The following is a 15,748-nucleotide window of genomic DNA, read 5'->3' as shown; positions in this document are numbered from 1 at the left end:
GCGTCCGCGGCGGTCCGCGGCGCCGGTCCTTCCGTTCCATCCGTTCCATTTCTCGTTCCGACGACACGTTCCAACGACAAAGGAGTCCCATGAAACGCCTGCGCACCCTCGTCCCGCTCGCCGCCGCCGTGCTCGCCCTCACCGGCTGCGCGATGGCCGGCTCGCCCGCCTCCGGGCCCGCGAAGCTCGACCCCGACGCGAAGCCGTCCGGCAGCATCACGGTCTGGTCGTGGGACGCTGCCGCGACCGCGCTCAAGCGCCTCGCCGGCGAGTATCAACAGAAGCACCCCGGCACGACCGTGAAGGTGGTCGACGTCGGCTACGACAACGCCTACGACAAGCTCTCGGTCGGGCTCCAGGCCGGCACCGGCCTCCCGGACGTCGTGACGATGGAGACCGACCACACGCCCGGCTACCTCAGCCAGTTCCCGAAGGGCTTCGTCGACCTCACCCCGGTGATCGGCGACAAGAAGGCCGACTTCGACCCGTCCAAGTGGGCCGCGGCCACCGACGCCTCCGGCGCGATCAAGGCCGCGCCGTGGGACTCCGGCACGGTCGGCCTCTTCTACCGCTCGGACTACCTGGAGCAGGCCGGCGTCGACCCGGCGTCGCTCGCCACCTGGGACGACCTGGTCGCCGCGGGCGAGAAGATCAAGGCCTCCACCGGCCACACCCTCGTGACGGCGGACGTCGCGACCGGCGGCCTGTTCCAGATGCTGCTGCAGCAGCAGGGCGTCGGCCTGTTCGACGCGAAGGGGCGGATCACCGTGTCCGGCCCGAAGGCGGTCGCCGCGCTCAGCGTGGAGAAGGAGCTCAACGACAAGGGCCTCCTGAAGAACGTCAAGGGCTGGGACGCCCGCGTGACGAGCGCCAAGAACGGCGACTCCGCGGTCACACCGGAGGCTGTCTGGTGGACGGCGACGCTCACCGGCGAGGCGCCCGAGTTGAGCGGCAAGTACGGCGTGACCGAGCTCCCCGCGTTCACGGCGGGAGGCGCGCGCACCTCCAACAACGGCGGCTCCAGCCTGGCCGTCCCCGCCCAGGCCAAGAACCCGCAGCTCGCCGCCTCCTTCGTCTCCTTCGCCCTGGCAGACAGCGCCAACCAGGTGTCGATGATGAAGAAGGACGGCCTGTTCCCGGCCTACCTCCCGGCCCTGAAGGACGGCTTCTTCTCGCAGCCCGACCCATACTTCGGCGGCCAGAAGGTCTACGCGCTGTTCGCCGAGCAGACGGCGAAGATCCCGCCGATCGCCTACACGTCCGACAACGCCAAGGCGACCGACATCGTGGGAGCCGCGGTGGCCGCCTCCGTGCTCGGCGGCAAGGACCCGTCCGCCGCGCTGAAGGATGCCGCGCAGCAGATCGCCACGGCCACCGGCCGCACGATCGCGGGCTGAGCATGGTCGCCGTCGACACGGTCACCAGGAGTCGCACGGCACGGTCCGCCGGATCCCGGTCGCTGGGGCGCAGACTCCAGCGACCGGGCGCCTGGTTCGCCCTGCCGGCCGCGATCCTGTTCGCCGTCTTCTTCGCCTACCCGCTCGTGATCTCGCTGTGGCAGAGCTTCTTCAGCACGCAGGGTGGCGAGCTGCGCTGGGTCGGGCTCGACCAGTACGTCCGGCTGTTCCGCGACCCGCTCGTCGCCACGAGCCTCGGGAACGCGTTCCTCATCCTGCTCGTGCAGGTGCCGCTCATGATCGGCATCGCGCTCGGCCTCGCATACGTGCTCAACCAGACCTGGCTGCGGTTCCGCTCCGGGTTCCGGCTGGTGTACTTCCTGCCGGCCGTGACCACGCTCGTCGCCTACTCGGTCGTCTTCCGCGTGCTGCTGACGACGGACGGCGGCGCGGTCAACCAGCTGCTCGGGGTGTTCGGCGTCGCGCCCGTGGACTGGCTGGACAGCGAGCTCTGGGCGCGCGTCGCCCTCATCGCCTCCATCACGTGGCGCTGGACCGGCTACAACATGGTCATCCTGCTCGCCGGCCTGCAGAGCATCCCTGCCGAGCAGTACGAGGCGGCGCGCGTGGACGGCGCCGGCCGCTGGACGACCTTCGCCCGGGTCGTCGTGCCTCAGCTGCGACCGGCGATCGTCTTCACCACGGTGACCTCGACGATCGGCGCCCTCCAGCTGTTCGACGAGAACGTCATCCTCACCGGCGGAGGACCGAACAACGCCACGCTCACGCCCGTCCTCTATCTGTACAAGGTCGGCTTCCAGCAGTTCGACCCCGGCTACGCGTCGGCCATCGCCTGGCTGCTCGTCCTCATCACCGGGGTCATCTCGGTCATCCAGTTCCGCCTGCTGAGGGAGAAGAAGTGATCCGCGCCCTGCGCCACGTCCCCGTCTACGTCCTGCTGGCCGGCGGCGCCATCCTGAGCGTCGTGCCGTTCCTGTGGATGCTGACGGCCTCCACGCACACCACGGCCGACCTGTTCGCGCGGCCGCTGCCGATCCTTCCCGGCGGGCAGCTCTGGGCCAACCTCGCCCGGCTGCAGGAGCAGACCGGGTTCGGGCAGGTGATGCTGAACAGCCTCCTGATCGCGGTGATCTACACCGTGTTCAGCTCGGCCGTGAGCGTGCTCGCCGGCTACGGGCTGGCGAAGTTCCGGTTCCGGGGCCGCGGCTTCCTCCTGGCCGTCGTGCTCGGGACGATGATGATCCCGATGCAGGTGCTGCTCGTCCCGCTGTTCCAGATGATGGCGAGCCTCGGCTGGATCGACACCTACCAGGCGGTGATCCTGCCGTTCCTGGCGAACGCGTTCGGGATCTTCCTGATGCGCCAGGCGTTCCTCGACTTCCCCGACACCATCGTCGAGGCCGCCCGCATCGACGGCGCCGGAGAGCTGCGCACGTTCTACCGGGTAGTCCTCCCCATCGCCCGGCCGCAGCTGGCGGCGCTCGTCATCTACACCTTCGTCAGCCAGTGGAACGCGTTCATCTGGCCGCTGCTGATGCTCAACACGGAGGACAAGTACACGATCCCGGTCGCCCTGAACACGATGATCGGGCTGTCGCGCGTCGACTACTCGGGGCTCATGCTGGGCTCGCTGCTGGCCACGCTCCCGCTGCTGGTGATCTTCCTGCTGTTCCAGCGGCAGTTCGTGTCGGGACTGCTCGGCGGGGCCGTGAAGGGCTGAGGGTCAGGGCGTCGCCGGGGTGACGCGGACCGCGGACTCGTCGCCGCGGCGCACCTCGAAGGCCGCCGTCGCGGCATCGGCCGTGACCGCGTAGCCGCCGGCCACGCCCTCCACCCGGACGCGCCCGGCGTGGTCCGTGCGGACGCGGGCCGGTGCGGTCCACCACTCGTCCCGGATCAGCCGGTCGAGCACGTCGTAACCCGGCTTCGGCGAGCCGTCGGCGCGCACGAGACCGGACGGCGCGCCGAGCCAGGCTCCGGCGTCCGAGAAGCCCCAGTAGGTGATCGACTCGACCGCGGGATGCCCGAACAGTGAGCGGTAGTGACGCTCCAAATCGTCGGCCTGCCTGGCCTCGCCTTCGGGCGTGGACGGCCACGACGCGACCTGATAGTCGTTCAGGTCGTCGATCTTGGCCGGCATCAGGTGCCCGGAGACGAACGTCGTCTCGGTCAGCTGCAGCGGGAGGCCGAACCGGGCGAAACGGTCGACGATCGACAGGATCTCCTCCTCGCCGCGGTAGCCCTGGTGCATGTGGGTCTGGAGGCCGATCGCATCGATGCGCACTCCCCCGGCCACCGCCTCCTCGATCACCTTCTCGTAGTCCGGCGAGAGGTCGAAGTCGTTGATGACGAGGGTCGCGTCCGGGTTCGCGGCGCGCGCCTCCTCGAAGGCGAGCCGGATCAGGTGCTGCCGGCCGCGGGCGGCGGCGAGCGGGGTGATCGCGTTGGCGCCGTTGTCGAAGACCGGCATGATGACGGTCTCGTTGATCGCGTCCCAGAGCCGGATGACGTCGGCGAAGCCCGCGACCACGTCTCGGACGTGCTCCCGGAGCAGGCGCTCGACCTCGTCGTCGCCGCCGACCTCCATCAGCCAGTCGGGCTGGACCGTGTGCCAGACGAGCGGGTGGCCCTTTACCCGCACCCCCTGCTCGACCAGCCAGGCGGCGGTCTCGTGCAGGCGTGCGGCTCGTGTCCTGCCCTGCTGCGGCTCGAACGTGCCCCAGTAGAACGGCAGGGTCGCCTGGTTGAACAGCCGCAGCCACGGCTCGGCGTCCGCGGTGCCGTGCTCGACGAAGTCGAAACCGATGTTGCCGAAGCCGAACGCGTGCGAGCGCTGCTCGACCGTCACCTCCGTGTCGGCGAGCGGCGAACCGTCGGGGCCGACGAGGGTGACGACCGTGCTTCCGGTGCGGTGGGCGGGAGCTGACGTGGGACCGGTGGCGACCTGCATGCGGCAACGCTACCGGTGACCCGGCGACGCTACCGGTGGCGCGTCAGCTCAGCCGCTCCCACTTGATGCCGGCGTCGGCGAGCAGCCGCCGCATCCCGTTCGTCCAGTTCTCCGCCAGCGCGGCCTTCGCGGCCGGCACGTCGCGCTCGACCAGGTGGCGCGCGATCTCCGCGTGCTCCTCGGCCGAGCGCTCCACCAGCACGTCGTCGCCGACGAGGAGGCTCTCGTAGCGGTGGATGGCGCTGCGGACCTGGGCGATCTGCTCCAGGAGCTTGCGGTTCGGGCAGGCGCTCAGCATGAGGTTGTGCCACTCGTCGTCCTTGCGGTTGACGACGGCGTGCTGGGCGACGTCGTCCGAGAAGGCAGCGGCGAGGGCGGCCAGGCGCTGACCCAGGGCGGCGAGCTCGTCCACCGGGGACAAGTCGAGCGCCAGGCCCTCCAGGGTGACGATGATCGGGCAGAGGTCCTCGAACTCCTGTGCGCTCAGCGGCACGAACCGGAAGCCCTTGCCGTTCTCGCTCTCGATCTGGCCTTCGCTCTCCAGGGCGATGAGGGCTTCCCGCAGCGGCGTGCGCGAGACGCCGAGCTCGGCGGCGAGCTGGACCTCGTTGATGCTCTCCCCCGGGCGGACCTCGCCGGCGCGCATCCGGGCGAGAAGCTCCTCGCGCACCTGTGAACGCAGGTTCTTGCGCTCGATAGCCATGTGACCCTCCCGGCCGGACTCGTGGTCGCCAGCTTAGGGGTTGACCCGTCGCTTCGATCCCTTTAGCGTTACTGTATACAGAATACAGTCGACACGTTCTCGACACAAGAAGTTGACCACAGACACGTACGAGGAGACCGATGACGATCCCCGCGCCCCGGAGCATCCGGCTCGACGCACTCGCCTACGGCGGCGACTACAACCCCGACCAGTGGACGGAAGACGTCTGGGCCGAGGACGTGCGCCTGATGGTGGAGGCGGGCGTCAACATCGTCACGCTGCCGGTGTTCTCCTGGCCCCTGCTCGAGCCGGAGCCCGGGCGCTGGGACTTCGACGGTCTCGACCGGATCATCGACCTCCTCTGGGCGAACGGGATCAAGGTCGACCTGGCCACCGCGACGGCGACTCCCCCGGCCTGGCTCGTGCGCGAGCATCCCGAGGTCCTGCCCTGGAACGCCGACGGCGTGCGTCTGGAGTTCGGGTCACGGCAGTCGTACTGCCCCAGTTCTCCGCTGTTCCGGGAGGCCGCCCTCCGGCTCACCCGCGCTCTCGCCGAACGCTACGGCGAGCACCCGGCGCTCGCGCTCTGGCACGTCTCCAACGAGTACGGCGACCACGTCGCCCGCTGCTGGTGCCCGGAGTCCGCCCGGCACTTCCGCCGCTGGCTGGAGGCCCGCTACGTCGACATCGACGGCCTCAACGAGGCCTGGGGAACGAGCTGCTGGGGCCAGCACTACCTCGGCTTCGACCAGATCGAGCCGCCGCGCACCGCGACCGGGCCGATCAACCCGGCGCAGGTCGTGGACTTCGAGCGGTTCTCCTCCGACGCCCTCCTGGAGCTCTTCCAGTCCGAGGTCGACGTGCTGCGGGAGGTCACACCCGAGGTCGCGGTGACCACCAACTTCATGAGCCTGTTCCGCGAGCTCGACTACTGGGACTTCGCCGACGCCGAGGACCTGGTCACCGACGACGCCTATCCCGACCCCGCCGACCCGCACGCACACGTCGGCGCCGCACTCAACTACGGGCTGATGCGCAGTCTCAAGGACGGCCGGCCCTGGCTGCTGCTGGAGCAGGCGCCGAGCGCGGTGAGCTGGCGCGACGTCAACGTGCCCAAGGCTCCCGGCCAGCTGCGGCTCGGCAGCCTCCAGGCGGTCGCGCACGGTTCGGACGGCGTGATGTTCTTCCAGTGGCGGCAGGCGAAGTTCGGGCCGGAGAAGTTCCACTCGGCGATGCTCGGCCACCGCGGTGAGCGCAGCCGCAGCTACCAGGAGTCGAAGGCGCTCGGCGCGGAGCTGAAGAAGCTGGAGGCCGTGCGCGGCACCCGGGTGCGCGCCTCGGTCGCGCTGGTCGCCGACTGGGACGCGTGGTGGGGTGTGACGCAGACCGAGTCGATGCCGTCGCAGCGGCTGGACTGGTTGACCGAGGCGCGCGCCTGGCACGCCGCGGCGTACGCACTGGGCCAGCCCGTCGACGTCGCCCGCGCGGCCGGGCCGTTCGGCTCGCACCGGGTGGTGCTCGTCCCCAACCTGTACGCGACGACCGCCGAGCAGGCGGCGGCGCTGACCGCGTTCGCCGCCGCGGGCGGCCATGTCGTCGTCGGCCCGTTCTCCGGCGTGGTCGACCACCGCGAGCAGGTGCACCCGGGCGGCGCCCCCGGACCGCTGCGCGACCTCCTCGGCGTCGAGGTGGACGAGTGGTGGCCGCTGCCCGATGGAGGCCACCGGACCGTCGAGCTCGGCGGCGTCGTCCACTCCACCCGGGTCTGGGGCGAGTGGGTCAAGGCCGCTGCGGGCACCGACACGCTCGCGCGCTTCGCGGACGGCGACCTCGCCGGCCTCCCGGCCCTCACCCGCCGCGCGCACGGCGACGGCGCCGCCTGGTACCTGGCCGCCGGCCTGGACGAGGCAGGGATGCGCGCCGTGCTCGCCGAGGTGTTCGCCGCCGCCGGCGTCGCGGCCCGCGAGCCCGACACCGCGCTGGAGGTCGTCACCCGCACCGACGGCACCACCGACTTCACCTTCGTGCTCAACCACGGCCGGGAGGCGCGGACCGCGCCGCGCATCCCGGGCGGAACCGACCTGCTCACCGGCGCGGCCGCCGGCGACGGACTGCCGCTCGACGCGTTCGGCGTCGCCGTGATCCAGCACCCGACCCGTACCGACAGCGAGAGGCAAGCATGACCCACCCCTTCGTCCATCCCTACGTGCCGAACACGGCGCCCGAGTCGCGGCAGGCCATGCTCGACGCGGTCGGCGCATCCTCCGTCGAGGAGTTCTACGCCGACGTCCCCGCCGACCTGCGGCTCGGACGCGACCTCGACCTGCCGGAGCCGCTGATCGCCGAGCAGGACCTGGTCCGCCACGTCGGCGGGCTGCTGCGCCGCAACCGCGCGATGGAACCCGGCCGGCTCTTCCTCGGGGCCGGCACGTACAACCACGCGGTGCCCGCCGTCGTGGACGAGGTCATCAACCGGAGCGAGTTCCTCACCGCGTACGCGGGCGAGCCGTACGAGGACCACGGCCGCTTCCAGGCGCTGTTCCAGTACCAGTCGCTGATGGGCGAGCTGCTGAACCTCGACGTGGTGAACGTACCCACCTATGACGGTTACCAGGCCGCCGCGACCGCGCTGGCCATGGCCACCCGCATCACCGGGCGCCGCGGCATCCTGCTGGTCAGCGACGCGCACCCGGACAAGCTGTCCAAGGTGCGCGACTACCTGCTGCCGGTCGCGGACCTCACCGTCGTCCCGACCGTCGACGGCGTCGCCGACGTGGCCGCCGCCTCCGCCCTCATCGGCGCGGACACGGCGGCCGTCTGGGTCGAGACGCCCAGTTTCCACGGCGCGCTCGAGACAGCGGTCGCCGAGCTCGCTGCCGCCGCGCACGAGATGGGCGCGCTCCTCGTCGCCGGCACCGACCCGATCGGCCTCGGCGTGCTCGCCTCTCCGTCCGACCTCGGCGCGGACATCGTCCACGGCGACATCCAGTCGCTCGGCCTCCACCCCTGGTTCGGCGGCGCGCACGGCGGCTTCATCGCCGTGCGTGACGACACCCGGTTCGTGATGGAGATGCCGTCGCGGCTGTTCGGGCTGGAGTCCACCGACGTCCCCGGCGAGTACGGCTTCGGCGATGTCGCCTACGACCGCACCTCCTTCGCCGTCCGCGAGGAGGGTAAGGAGTGGGTCGGCACGGCCGCCGCCCTGTGGGGCATCGCCGCCGGCGTGTACCTCTCGCTGATGGGCCCGCAGGGGATGGCCGAGCTCGGCGACACGCTCATGTCGAGAACGACATATGCCCGCCAGGCGCTCACCGCGCTGCCCGGGGTGGAGGCCGCCGACGGCGCCATCCACTTCCGCGAGTTCGTCCTCGACCTCCGCGACGCCGCGCTCACCGCCCCCGAGATCGTGGCCGCCCTGCGCGCCCGCGGCTTCGAGCCCGGCCTCGCCCTGGATGACATGCGTCTCCTGGTATGCGTCACCGAGCAGAACACCCAGACCGACATCGACGACCTGGCCGCCGCGTTCGGCGCCGCCCTGAAGGAGAACGCACGATGACTCTCCCCATCGCCCCCAAGCCCCCGCTGCGCCGGTTCCACCAGGCGCGCTGGGACGAGCCGATCGTCTTCGAGCTGCACGCTCCAGGCGAGCGCGGCGTCATCCCATCGCGCACCGAGGACGGCGTGCGCGCCGCCGTCGGCGACGTGGTCGCCGAGCTTCCGGCCTCCCTGCGCCGCGCCTCCGCGCCCGCGCTCCCCGAGCTCGGCCAGATGCGCGTGCTCAAGCACTACCTCCGGCTCAGCCAGGAGAACCTCGGCGCCGACCTCAACGTCGACGTGGGCCAGGGCACCTGCACGATGAAGTACGCGCCGAAGGTCAACGAGACGATCATCCGCACACCCGACCTCACCGACCTCCACCCCCTGCAGGACCCTGAGTCGGCGCAGGGCGTCCTGGAGATCGTCTGGCGCACCGAGCGGATGCTCGCCGAGATCTCCGGCATGAGCCGGGTCTCGCTGCAGACCAGCGGCGGCTCGGAGGCGATCTGGGCGAACATCTCGATGATCCGCGCCTACCACGCCTCCCGCGGCGAGGCCGAGCAGCGCGACGAAGTCATCACCACGATCTTCTCGCACCCGTCGAACGCCGCCGCCGCGAAGATGGCCGGGTACAAGGTGATCACGATCTTCCCGGACGCCGACGGCTACCCCGACGTGGAGGCGCTGCGTGCGGCCCTCTCCGAGCGCACGGCCGCGATCATGGTCACCAACCCGGAGGACACCGGCATCTACAACCCGCGCATCCGCGAGTGGGTGGAGCTGGCGCACTCGGTCGGGGCGCTGGCCTCGTACGACCAGGCGAACGCGAACGGCATCCTCGGCATCACCCGCGCCCGCGACGCCGGGTTCGACGTGTGCCACTTCAACCTGCACAAGACGTTCGGCACCCCGCACGGCTGCGGCGGCCCCGGCTCCGGCGCCAACGCGGTGTCGGAGGCCCTGGCCCCGTTCCTGCCGGGCCCCGTGGTGGAGAAGGTCGGCGACCAGTACGTGCTCGACGCGGATCGGCCGCAGTCGATCGGCTCGGTCGCACCCTTCTACGGCGTCATCCCGAACATCGTCCGCACCTACGCGTGGATCCGCGCGCTCGGCGCCCCCGGCCTCCGCGCCGTGGCCGAGACGGCGGTGCTGAACAACAACTACCTGATGAAGCTCGTCCTCGACATCCCCGGCGCCAGCGCTCCGTACGCGACCGGCCGCCGGCGCATCGAGCAGGTGCGCTACTCGTGGCAGGAGTTGTTCGAGGAGACCGGCATCAGCTCGGAGGAGATCGGCATCCGGGCGAGCGACTTCGGTATGCACTACTGGACCAGCCACCACCCGTATGTGGTTCCGCAGCCGTTCACCCTGGAGCCGACCGAGTCGTACTCGAAGGCCGAGCTGGAGGAGTACGCGCGCGTGCTCGCCGAGGTCGCGCGCGAGGCGCGGGAGACCCCGGAGGTCGTCCGGACGGCTCCGCACAACCAGACCGTCCACCACACGCACCACGACGACCTGGACGACCCGGAGCGCTGGGCCGTCACGTGGCGCGCGTACCGGCGGAAGCACTTCGGGGAGGGCGTATCCGCACCCGCAGCCGCTGTGCTGGAAGAAGCGGTCGTGTGACGATCGGCCTGATCGTGAACCCGGTCGCGGGCGTCGGCGGGCCGGCGGGCCTCGCCGGCAGCGACGGCGTCGCGGTGCAGCGTGAGGCGCTGCGCCGCGGCGGCCGTCGCCGCGCCGGAGACCGGGCGGCACAGGCGCTGCGCGTGCTCGCTGCCGCCCGGCCAGGCGCCACGGTTCTGACGGCGGCGGGTGCACTGGGGGAGGATGTCGTGCGGGAGGCCGGGCTTATGCCGCAGGTGGCATATGCTCCGGCATCGTCGGCTACCACCCCCGACGACACCGCCCGCGCCGCCGCCGCACTCCGCGCCGCCGGAGCCTCCCTGGTCCTGTTCGCCGGCGGCGACGGCACCGCCCGGGACGTCGCCCGCGGCCTGCCGCACTCCTCCGGCACTGCCGTCCTCGGCATCCCCGCCGGCGTCAAGATGTACTCCGGCTGCTTCGCCGTCGGCCCCGCCGCGGCGGGCGCCCTCGCCGCCGACTGGATGCGCGCGCCGCTGCCCACCGCCGAGGCCGAGGTGCTCGACCTCGACGAGGACCTCCTGCGCAGCGGCCGCCCCGACCCGCGCCTGTTCGCGCTCGTCCCCGTGCCCGTCGCCGCCGGCCGCACGCAGGCCCGCAAGGCCGCCACGCCCACGAGCGCCCGGGAGGCCGTCCGCCGCGCCGCAGCGGGCGCCGCCGACCGCATGCTCCCGGGCGTGCGCTACCTGCTCGGCCCCGGCGGCACCACGGTCGAGCTCGGCCGCGCACTCGGGCTGGACACCTCCCCGCTCGGCGTCGACATCGTCCAGGACGGCCTCATTCTCGCCCGCGACGTCACCGAGCAGCAGGCCTTCGACGCCGTCCGCGCCCACGCCGCGCGGGCGGTCGTGACCGTGATCGGCGGACAGGGCTTCCTGCTCGGCCGCGGCAACCAGCAGCTCTCCGCGCGCGTGATCGCCGCGCTCGGCGCCGATCCCCTGCTCGTGGTCGCCACCGAGCAGAAGCTCATCGACCTCGCCGGCCGGCCGCTCCTGGTCGACACCGGCGACCCGGCTCTCGACCGGCGGCTGGCCGGTCACGTCAGCGTGACCACCGGGCCCGCCACCGCGAGCCTCTACCCTGTCAGTGCCGCGTCAGCGGCCCCCATCGAAGGAGAACCCGAATGCGTCTAGCCGGCAAGTCCGCCATCGTCACCGGAGGGGCCGGCGGCATCGGCCGCGCCACCTCCCTCGCCTTCGCGACGGAGGGCGCGCGCGTCGCCGTCGTCGACCTGCAGCTGGAGGCCGCGGAGGCCGTGGCCGCCGAGATCCGCGCGGCCGGAGGCGAGGCGATCGCGCTCGGCGCCGACGTGTCCTCCGAGCCCGACGTGGAGCGCGTGGTCGCCGCCGTGGTGGAGGCCTTCGGCGGCGTCGACGTGTCGTTCAACAACGCGGGCATCATCCGCCGCACCACCGCCGTCGAGACGACCGTCGAGGAGTGGGACCGCGTCTTCGGCGTGAACGTCCGCGGCGTCTTCCTGATGTGCAAGCACGTCGTCCCGATCATGGCCGCGGCGGGCGCGGGCTCGATCATCAACACCGGCAGCGGCTGGGGACTCAAGGGCGGCGGCCAGGCCATCTCCTACTGCGCCTCCAAGGGCGCCGTCGTGAACATGACCCGCGCCCTGGCGATCGACCACGGCCCGCAGGGCATCCGCGTGAACTCGATCAACCCGGGCGACGTGAACACCGGGATGCTCCGCGACGAGGCCCGCCAGCTCGGTCAGGAGGCCGGCTCCTTCCTCGCGGAGGCCGCCGACCGCCCGTTGCGCCGCATGGGCGAGCCGTCGGAGATCGCTGCGGCGGTCGTCTGGCTGGCGAGCGACGAGTCGTCGTACGTGACCGGTACGGCGCTGGTCGCCGACGGCGGCGGCATCGCGTAACTCCCCACCGACGCCTCCGGACCGGCCTGTCCCGTACAGACGGCCCGGAGGCGTTCGTGTTTGTGGCAGGGTGGGCACCGTGGAAGGCGCGGACATCGACCTGGCGTACATCCCGCCCGGAGCGGTGCAGCTCCACGATGCCCGGCAGAAGCGCCGCTGGACCGTCGAGCTGGAGTCGTTCGAGATCGGCGTCTTCCCGGTGACCGAGGAGCAGGTGGCCGAGCTGATCGGCGAGCCGGCCGCACATCCCCGCCGCCCCGCGACCGGGATCAGCTGGCTGCGCGCCATCCGGTTCTGCAACGCCGCGTCGGAGTGGGAGGGCCTGGACCCGGCCTACTCGTTCGACGGCGAGGAGGTCACCTGGCACGTCGACTCCGACGGCTACCGCCTCCCGACCGAGGCGGAGTGGGAGCACGCCTGCCGCGCGGGCTCCACCGGTCCGCACTACGGCCCGCTGGCGGAGGTCGCCTGGACCAGCGCCGACGGTCTCGGCGCGCCGCACGACGTGGGCGGCCGGCTCCCCAACCTGAACGGCCTGTTCGACACGCTCGGGAACGTCTGGGAGTGGTGCTGGGACTACCTCGACCCGGCCCGCTACGACGACTACCGGGTGTTCCGCGGCGGCGGCTTCGCCGACGACGCCTGGAGCGTGCGCGCCTCGGTCCGCCGCGGCGGCTCGCCGCGGACGCAGCACGAGGACCTGGGCTTCCGCGTCGCACGCGGCGGGTTCGACGCCGAGGGCGCCGCTCAGGGCTGGTCGGCGGAGGCCGACCGCGAGCGGGCGGCGCTGGAGTTCCCGCATCCGCCCGGCTGGACGCCGCGGCGCTGACGCTGTTCCAGCCGATCGCGGTCAGCGCACGTCGACGCCGTCCACCCGGTGCTCCGCAGGCAGCGCCACCTCGATCCCGCGCCGCGTCCCCCAGCGGTTGCTCCTCAGCGTCAGGAGCGCGTACAGCCGCAGCCAGATCAGGACGAACACGTGCAGCAGCCCGTAGAGCGGCGCCAGCAGGAAGCCGCTCACCCGATCGCCGAGGCTGCGCGCGGCGCCGGGCAGGTCGAGGTACCGGATGGAGCGCGCGTAGGCGAGCAGGGCGACGCACAGCAGATAGCCGACGAACGGGGCGCTGCCGTTGACGACGGGGGCGAGGAGGACCGCGTGCATGATGGCGAGAGAGAACACCACCCACGTGAGCAGTTCCACGAACGTGAGCCAGAACGCCGCCTTCCGCGGCGACAGCGAGCGCAGCACCCAGACGGACTCCCGGAAGAACGACTTGTTCCAGCGGATCTGCTGACGCAGGTAGTGACCGAACCGCTCCGGCACCGCGGTGTAGGCGATCGCGTCCGGCTGCAGCAGCGCGTCGCCCTCCAGCAGGCCGTAGTTGGTCAGGCGGCGATCGTCGCCGACGACCGCGGGGACCCCGAGGAACGTCTGCGTGAGGAAGTCCTCCCGGTGTGCGCGCATCACCTCGGTGCGGTAGACGGCGAGCGAACCGCAGGCGCAGAGCACCGAGCGCAGGGTCGAGTACGCCCCGCGCTCGAAGAGGAACGCGTTCGCGTAGCGCAGGTCGGTGAGCCGGGTCAGCAGGTTCCTGCGGTAGTTGATGGCGAGCACGAGACCCGTCACGACCTTCACCCGTTCGCTCGTGAACGGGATGATCGCGTTCTCCACCGCGCGCTCGTCCAGCACGGTGTCGGAGTCGACGCAGAGCAGGAGCTCGGCCTCCGGCTGCCGGTCGAGGCACTCCATCAGGCCCTGGCGCTTGCCGCGGTTGACGTCGAACACCACCACCTGCAGCGCGATCCCGCGCTCCGCGAACGACGGGATCCAGCTGCGCGCCTCCTCGACGGCGGAACCGGTGCGCGATCCGTCATCCACGACCACCACCGTCCGGACGGGTCTGGTCTGAGCCAGCAACGACGAGAGGCAGGCCCGCAGCATCTGCGGGTCCTCGTTGTACATCGGGATGGCGACGCCCACGGCGAGCGCGTCGACCCGCCGGCGGTCCTCCGCGGTCTCCACGCTCTTGGGGCGGTGCAGCCACGAGAGCAGGAGCTTGGTCGCCAGGAGCGCGGTGACGGCGATCCCGTACCAGCTCGGACCGCCTGCGCTCCACCAGAGCCACCCGAACGCCGCACTGACGACGACGAAGATCGCCGCGGAAACCAGCTTCACGATTAGTCCACCCCACCATCGATGTATTTCAATCTCACACTGGCGAGTGACATTACATCCGGTGTTCAGACATCCGGGTGGGCGCTGGGTGGGCGGACGGCGCGCGGAACCGCGGTGGAGGGCGGGGAGTGGCGCAGCCTGGCGCGCGGCACGGGAGGGTTCGTGGACCCGCTGGCATTCGCGGGCGGGGTCGTCAGCCGCGAGTTTTCACCCGGAACGCGTCGCGCGGGTAGCCAGGGGCACGCGGGGCGTCGCCCGGCGCGGGAGCTCGGACGCCGTCATGCCTGCCCGGCACCCGCCGGTCCGCGCGGCGTCGCTAGAGCCCGAGCGAACGCTTGATCAGTGTCTCGGCGTCATCCGGACCGACGGCCGGGGCGGTCGCCTCCAGGTTCGCCTCGCCGACCGCTTTGACGACCTCGTCGCGCTGGATGCGGATCCCACGCGGAGCGTCGATGCCGACCCGCACGCCATCGCCGCGGACGTCGAGGATCGTGACGACGATGTCGTCACCGATGAGCACGCGCTCGCCGACCTTCCGGGTCAATACCAGCATTGATCCAGCCTATCGGGCGACCGACGCGTCGCCCACTCCCCCGTCGGCCCGTCCGATCCCCGTCAGCGCAGCCGGGCCGGGCGGACGCGCACCGGTGCGAGCCAGGCCGCGACCATCACTGCGGTGATCGACCCGGCCGCCATGATCGCCGCGAGCACCACCACCTGGAACCGGCCCGCCTCCAGGGGCGAGACCCCGCCGAAGATCGCGCCGACGAACGCGCCAGGGAGCGTCACGAGTCCCGTCGTCTTGGTCTGGTCGACCGACGGTATGAGTGCCGAGTACACCGCTCCCCTGGCCTGCTCGAGGGTCGACTGGCGCGGTGTCGCGCCGAGAGCGAGCCAGCCCTCCACCTCGTCCCAGCGGTCGTCGACCGCCTCCGTGAAGCGCCGGCCGGCGAGCGTCGCGATGCTCATCGAGTTGCCGATCACGATCCCGCCGATGGCGAGCGCGTACCGGGACGAGAACTCGATCGCGCCGGTGACGAAGACCACGGAGAAGGAGATCACCACGCCGGTGAACATCGCCGTGCTCATCATCAGCGCGTGCTCGCGCGACCAGCCGATGCGGTGCGTCGCGGTCGACGCCGCGACGCCGAACATGACCAGGAGGGCCAGCGCGACCCAGACCGGCTCGGTGATGACGCCGGCGAGCACGAGGCTGATGACGGCGAGCTGCGCGGCGCCGCGGAGGATGGCGAGCGCGGGGGCCCAGCGGTGCGGCACGCGGTACGCGGCGAGCACCGCCGTGGCCAGCAGCGCGAGCAGCGCGACGCCCAGGACAGTGGGGACGAGCTCGGTGAGAATGGGCACGATCCACCCTATTCCGGGGGTGTTTCGCACATGATCATCCACAGGCCTTCACAGGGTGTGAATTACGGCTGTG

The 15,748-nt window shown here is 71.6% G+C and carries 14 protein-coding genes; 9 read left to right on the top strand and 5 right to left on the bottom strand.

Going from position 1 to position 15,748, the window contains the following annotated elements:
• The first annotated feature begins 89 nt into the window (after positions 1-89).
• From F1C12_RS15075 to F1C12_RS15065, 3 genes are read left to right on the top strand one after another with little or no spacing between them, the layout of a single operon-like run.
• The gene (locus F1C12_RS15075; RefSeq protein ID WP_185275726.1) at positions 90-1,397 is read left to right on the top strand and encodes an ABC transporter substrate-binding protein; all 1,308 of its coding nucleotides are present in this window, start codon (positions 90-92) and stop codon (positions 1,395-1,397) included.
• A 2-nt stretch (positions 1,398-1,399) separates the two neighbouring features.
• Positions 1,400-2,320: a carbohydrate ABC transporter permease gene (locus tag F1C12_RS15070; protein WP_185275725.1), complete on the top strand. Its 921-nt coding sequence runs from the start codon at positions 1,400-1,402 to the stop codon at positions 2,318-2,320.
• Positions 2,317-3,138, top strand: a complete 822-nt coding sequence (locus F1C12_RS15065) for a carbohydrate ABC transporter permease (protein WP_258045925.1) — start codon at positions 2,317-2,319, stop codon at positions 3,136-3,138. Before F1C12_RS15070 ends, F1C12_RS15065 begins: the two co-directional genes overlap by 4 nt.
• 3 nt (positions 3,139-3,141) lie before the next feature.
• Here the strand turns inward: F1C12_RS15065 and F1C12_RS15060 are convergent, their stop codons facing one another.
• Positions 3,142-4,368, bottom strand: coding sequence for an endo-1,4-beta-xylanase (locus F1C12_RS15060; protein WP_185275724.1), 1,227 nt, complete (start codon positions 4,366-4,368; stop codon positions 3,142-3,144).
• Between the two features lie 43 nt (positions 4,369-4,411).
• On the bottom strand, positions 4,412-5,071 hold the full coding sequence (locus F1C12_RS15055) for a GntR family transcriptional regulator (RefSeq protein WP_185275723.1): 660 nt from the start codon (positions 5,069-5,071) through the stop codon (positions 4,412-4,414).
• A 140-nt stretch (positions 5,072-5,211) separates the two neighbouring features.
• Between F1C12_RS15055 and F1C12_RS15050 the strand changes: the two genes are divergently transcribed.
• From F1C12_RS15050 to F1C12_RS15025, 6 genes are all read left to right on the top strand, one after another.
• Complete coding sequence (locus F1C12_RS15050) at positions 5,212-7,254, top strand: beta-galactosidase (protein ID WP_185275722.1); 2,043 nt, start codon at positions 5,212-5,214, stop codon at positions 7,252-7,254.
• A complete protein-coding gene (gene gcvPA, locus F1C12_RS15045) occupies positions 7,251-8,627 on the top strand; it encodes an aminomethyl-transferring glycine dehydrogenase subunit GcvPA (protein ID WP_185275721.1) in 1,377 nt (458 codons plus the stop codon). Before F1C12_RS15050 ends, gcvPA begins: the two co-directional genes overlap by 4 nt.
• Positions 8,624-10,234: an aminomethyl-transferring glycine dehydrogenase subunit GcvPB gene (gene gcvPB / locus F1C12_RS15040; protein WP_185275720.1), complete on the top strand. Its 1,611-nt coding sequence runs from the start codon at positions 8,624-8,626 to the stop codon at positions 10,232-10,234. The genes gcvPA and gcvPB overlap by 4 nt, the downstream gene beginning before the upstream one ends.
• Positions 10,231-11,385, top strand: a complete 1,155-nt coding sequence (locus tag F1C12_RS15035) for an ATP-NAD kinase family protein (protein WP_219732620.1) — start codon at positions 10,231-10,233, stop codon at positions 11,383-11,385. The genes gcvPB and F1C12_RS15035 overlap by 4 nt, the downstream gene beginning before the upstream one ends.
• Positions 11,376-12,134 (top strand): SDR family NAD(P)-dependent oxidoreductase, encoded by a 759-nt coding sequence (locus F1C12_RS15030; protein WP_185275719.1) that lies wholly within the window; start codon positions 11,376-11,378, stop codon positions 12,132-12,134. The genes F1C12_RS15035 and F1C12_RS15030 overlap by 10 nt, the downstream gene beginning before the upstream one ends.
• Positions 12,135-12,213: 79 nt before the next feature.
• Positions 12,214-12,963, top strand: coding sequence for a formylglycine-generating enzyme family protein (locus tag F1C12_RS15025; RefSeq protein WP_258045924.1), 750 nt, complete (start codon positions 12,214-12,216; stop codon positions 12,961-12,963).
• A gap of 21 nt (positions 12,964-12,984) precedes the next feature.
• Here the strand turns inward: F1C12_RS15025 and F1C12_RS15020 are convergent, their stop codons facing one another.
• From F1C12_RS15020 to F1C12_RS15010, 3 genes are all read right to left on the bottom strand, one after another.
• Positions 12,985-14,310, bottom strand: a complete 1,326-nt coding sequence (locus tag F1C12_RS15020; protein ID WP_185275718.1) for a glycosyltransferase — start codon at positions 14,308-14,310, stop codon at positions 12,985-12,987.
• A 316-nt stretch (positions 14,311-14,626) separates the two neighbouring features.
• Entirely contained in the window at positions 14,627-14,863 is a 237-nt protein-coding gene (gene csrA / locus F1C12_RS15015) for a carbon storage regulator CsrA (protein ID WP_185275717.1), read from the bottom strand.
• Positions 14,864-14,925: 62 nt separating this feature from the next.
• A complete protein-coding gene (locus F1C12_RS15010) occupies positions 14,926-15,675 on the bottom strand; it encodes an ABC transporter permease (RefSeq protein ID WP_185275716.1) in 750 nt (249 codons plus the stop codon).
• Positions 15,676-15,748: the final 73 nt, after the last annotated feature.

Source organism: Leifsonia shinshuensis, from assembly GCF_014217625.1.
Lineage (GTDB): Bacteria > Actinomycetota > Actinomycetes > Actinomycetales > Microbacteriaceae > Leifsonia > Leifsonia shinshuensis_A.
Note: the sequence above shows the minus strand (reverse complement) of the source record. Positions and strands in the feature narration are given on the sequence as shown.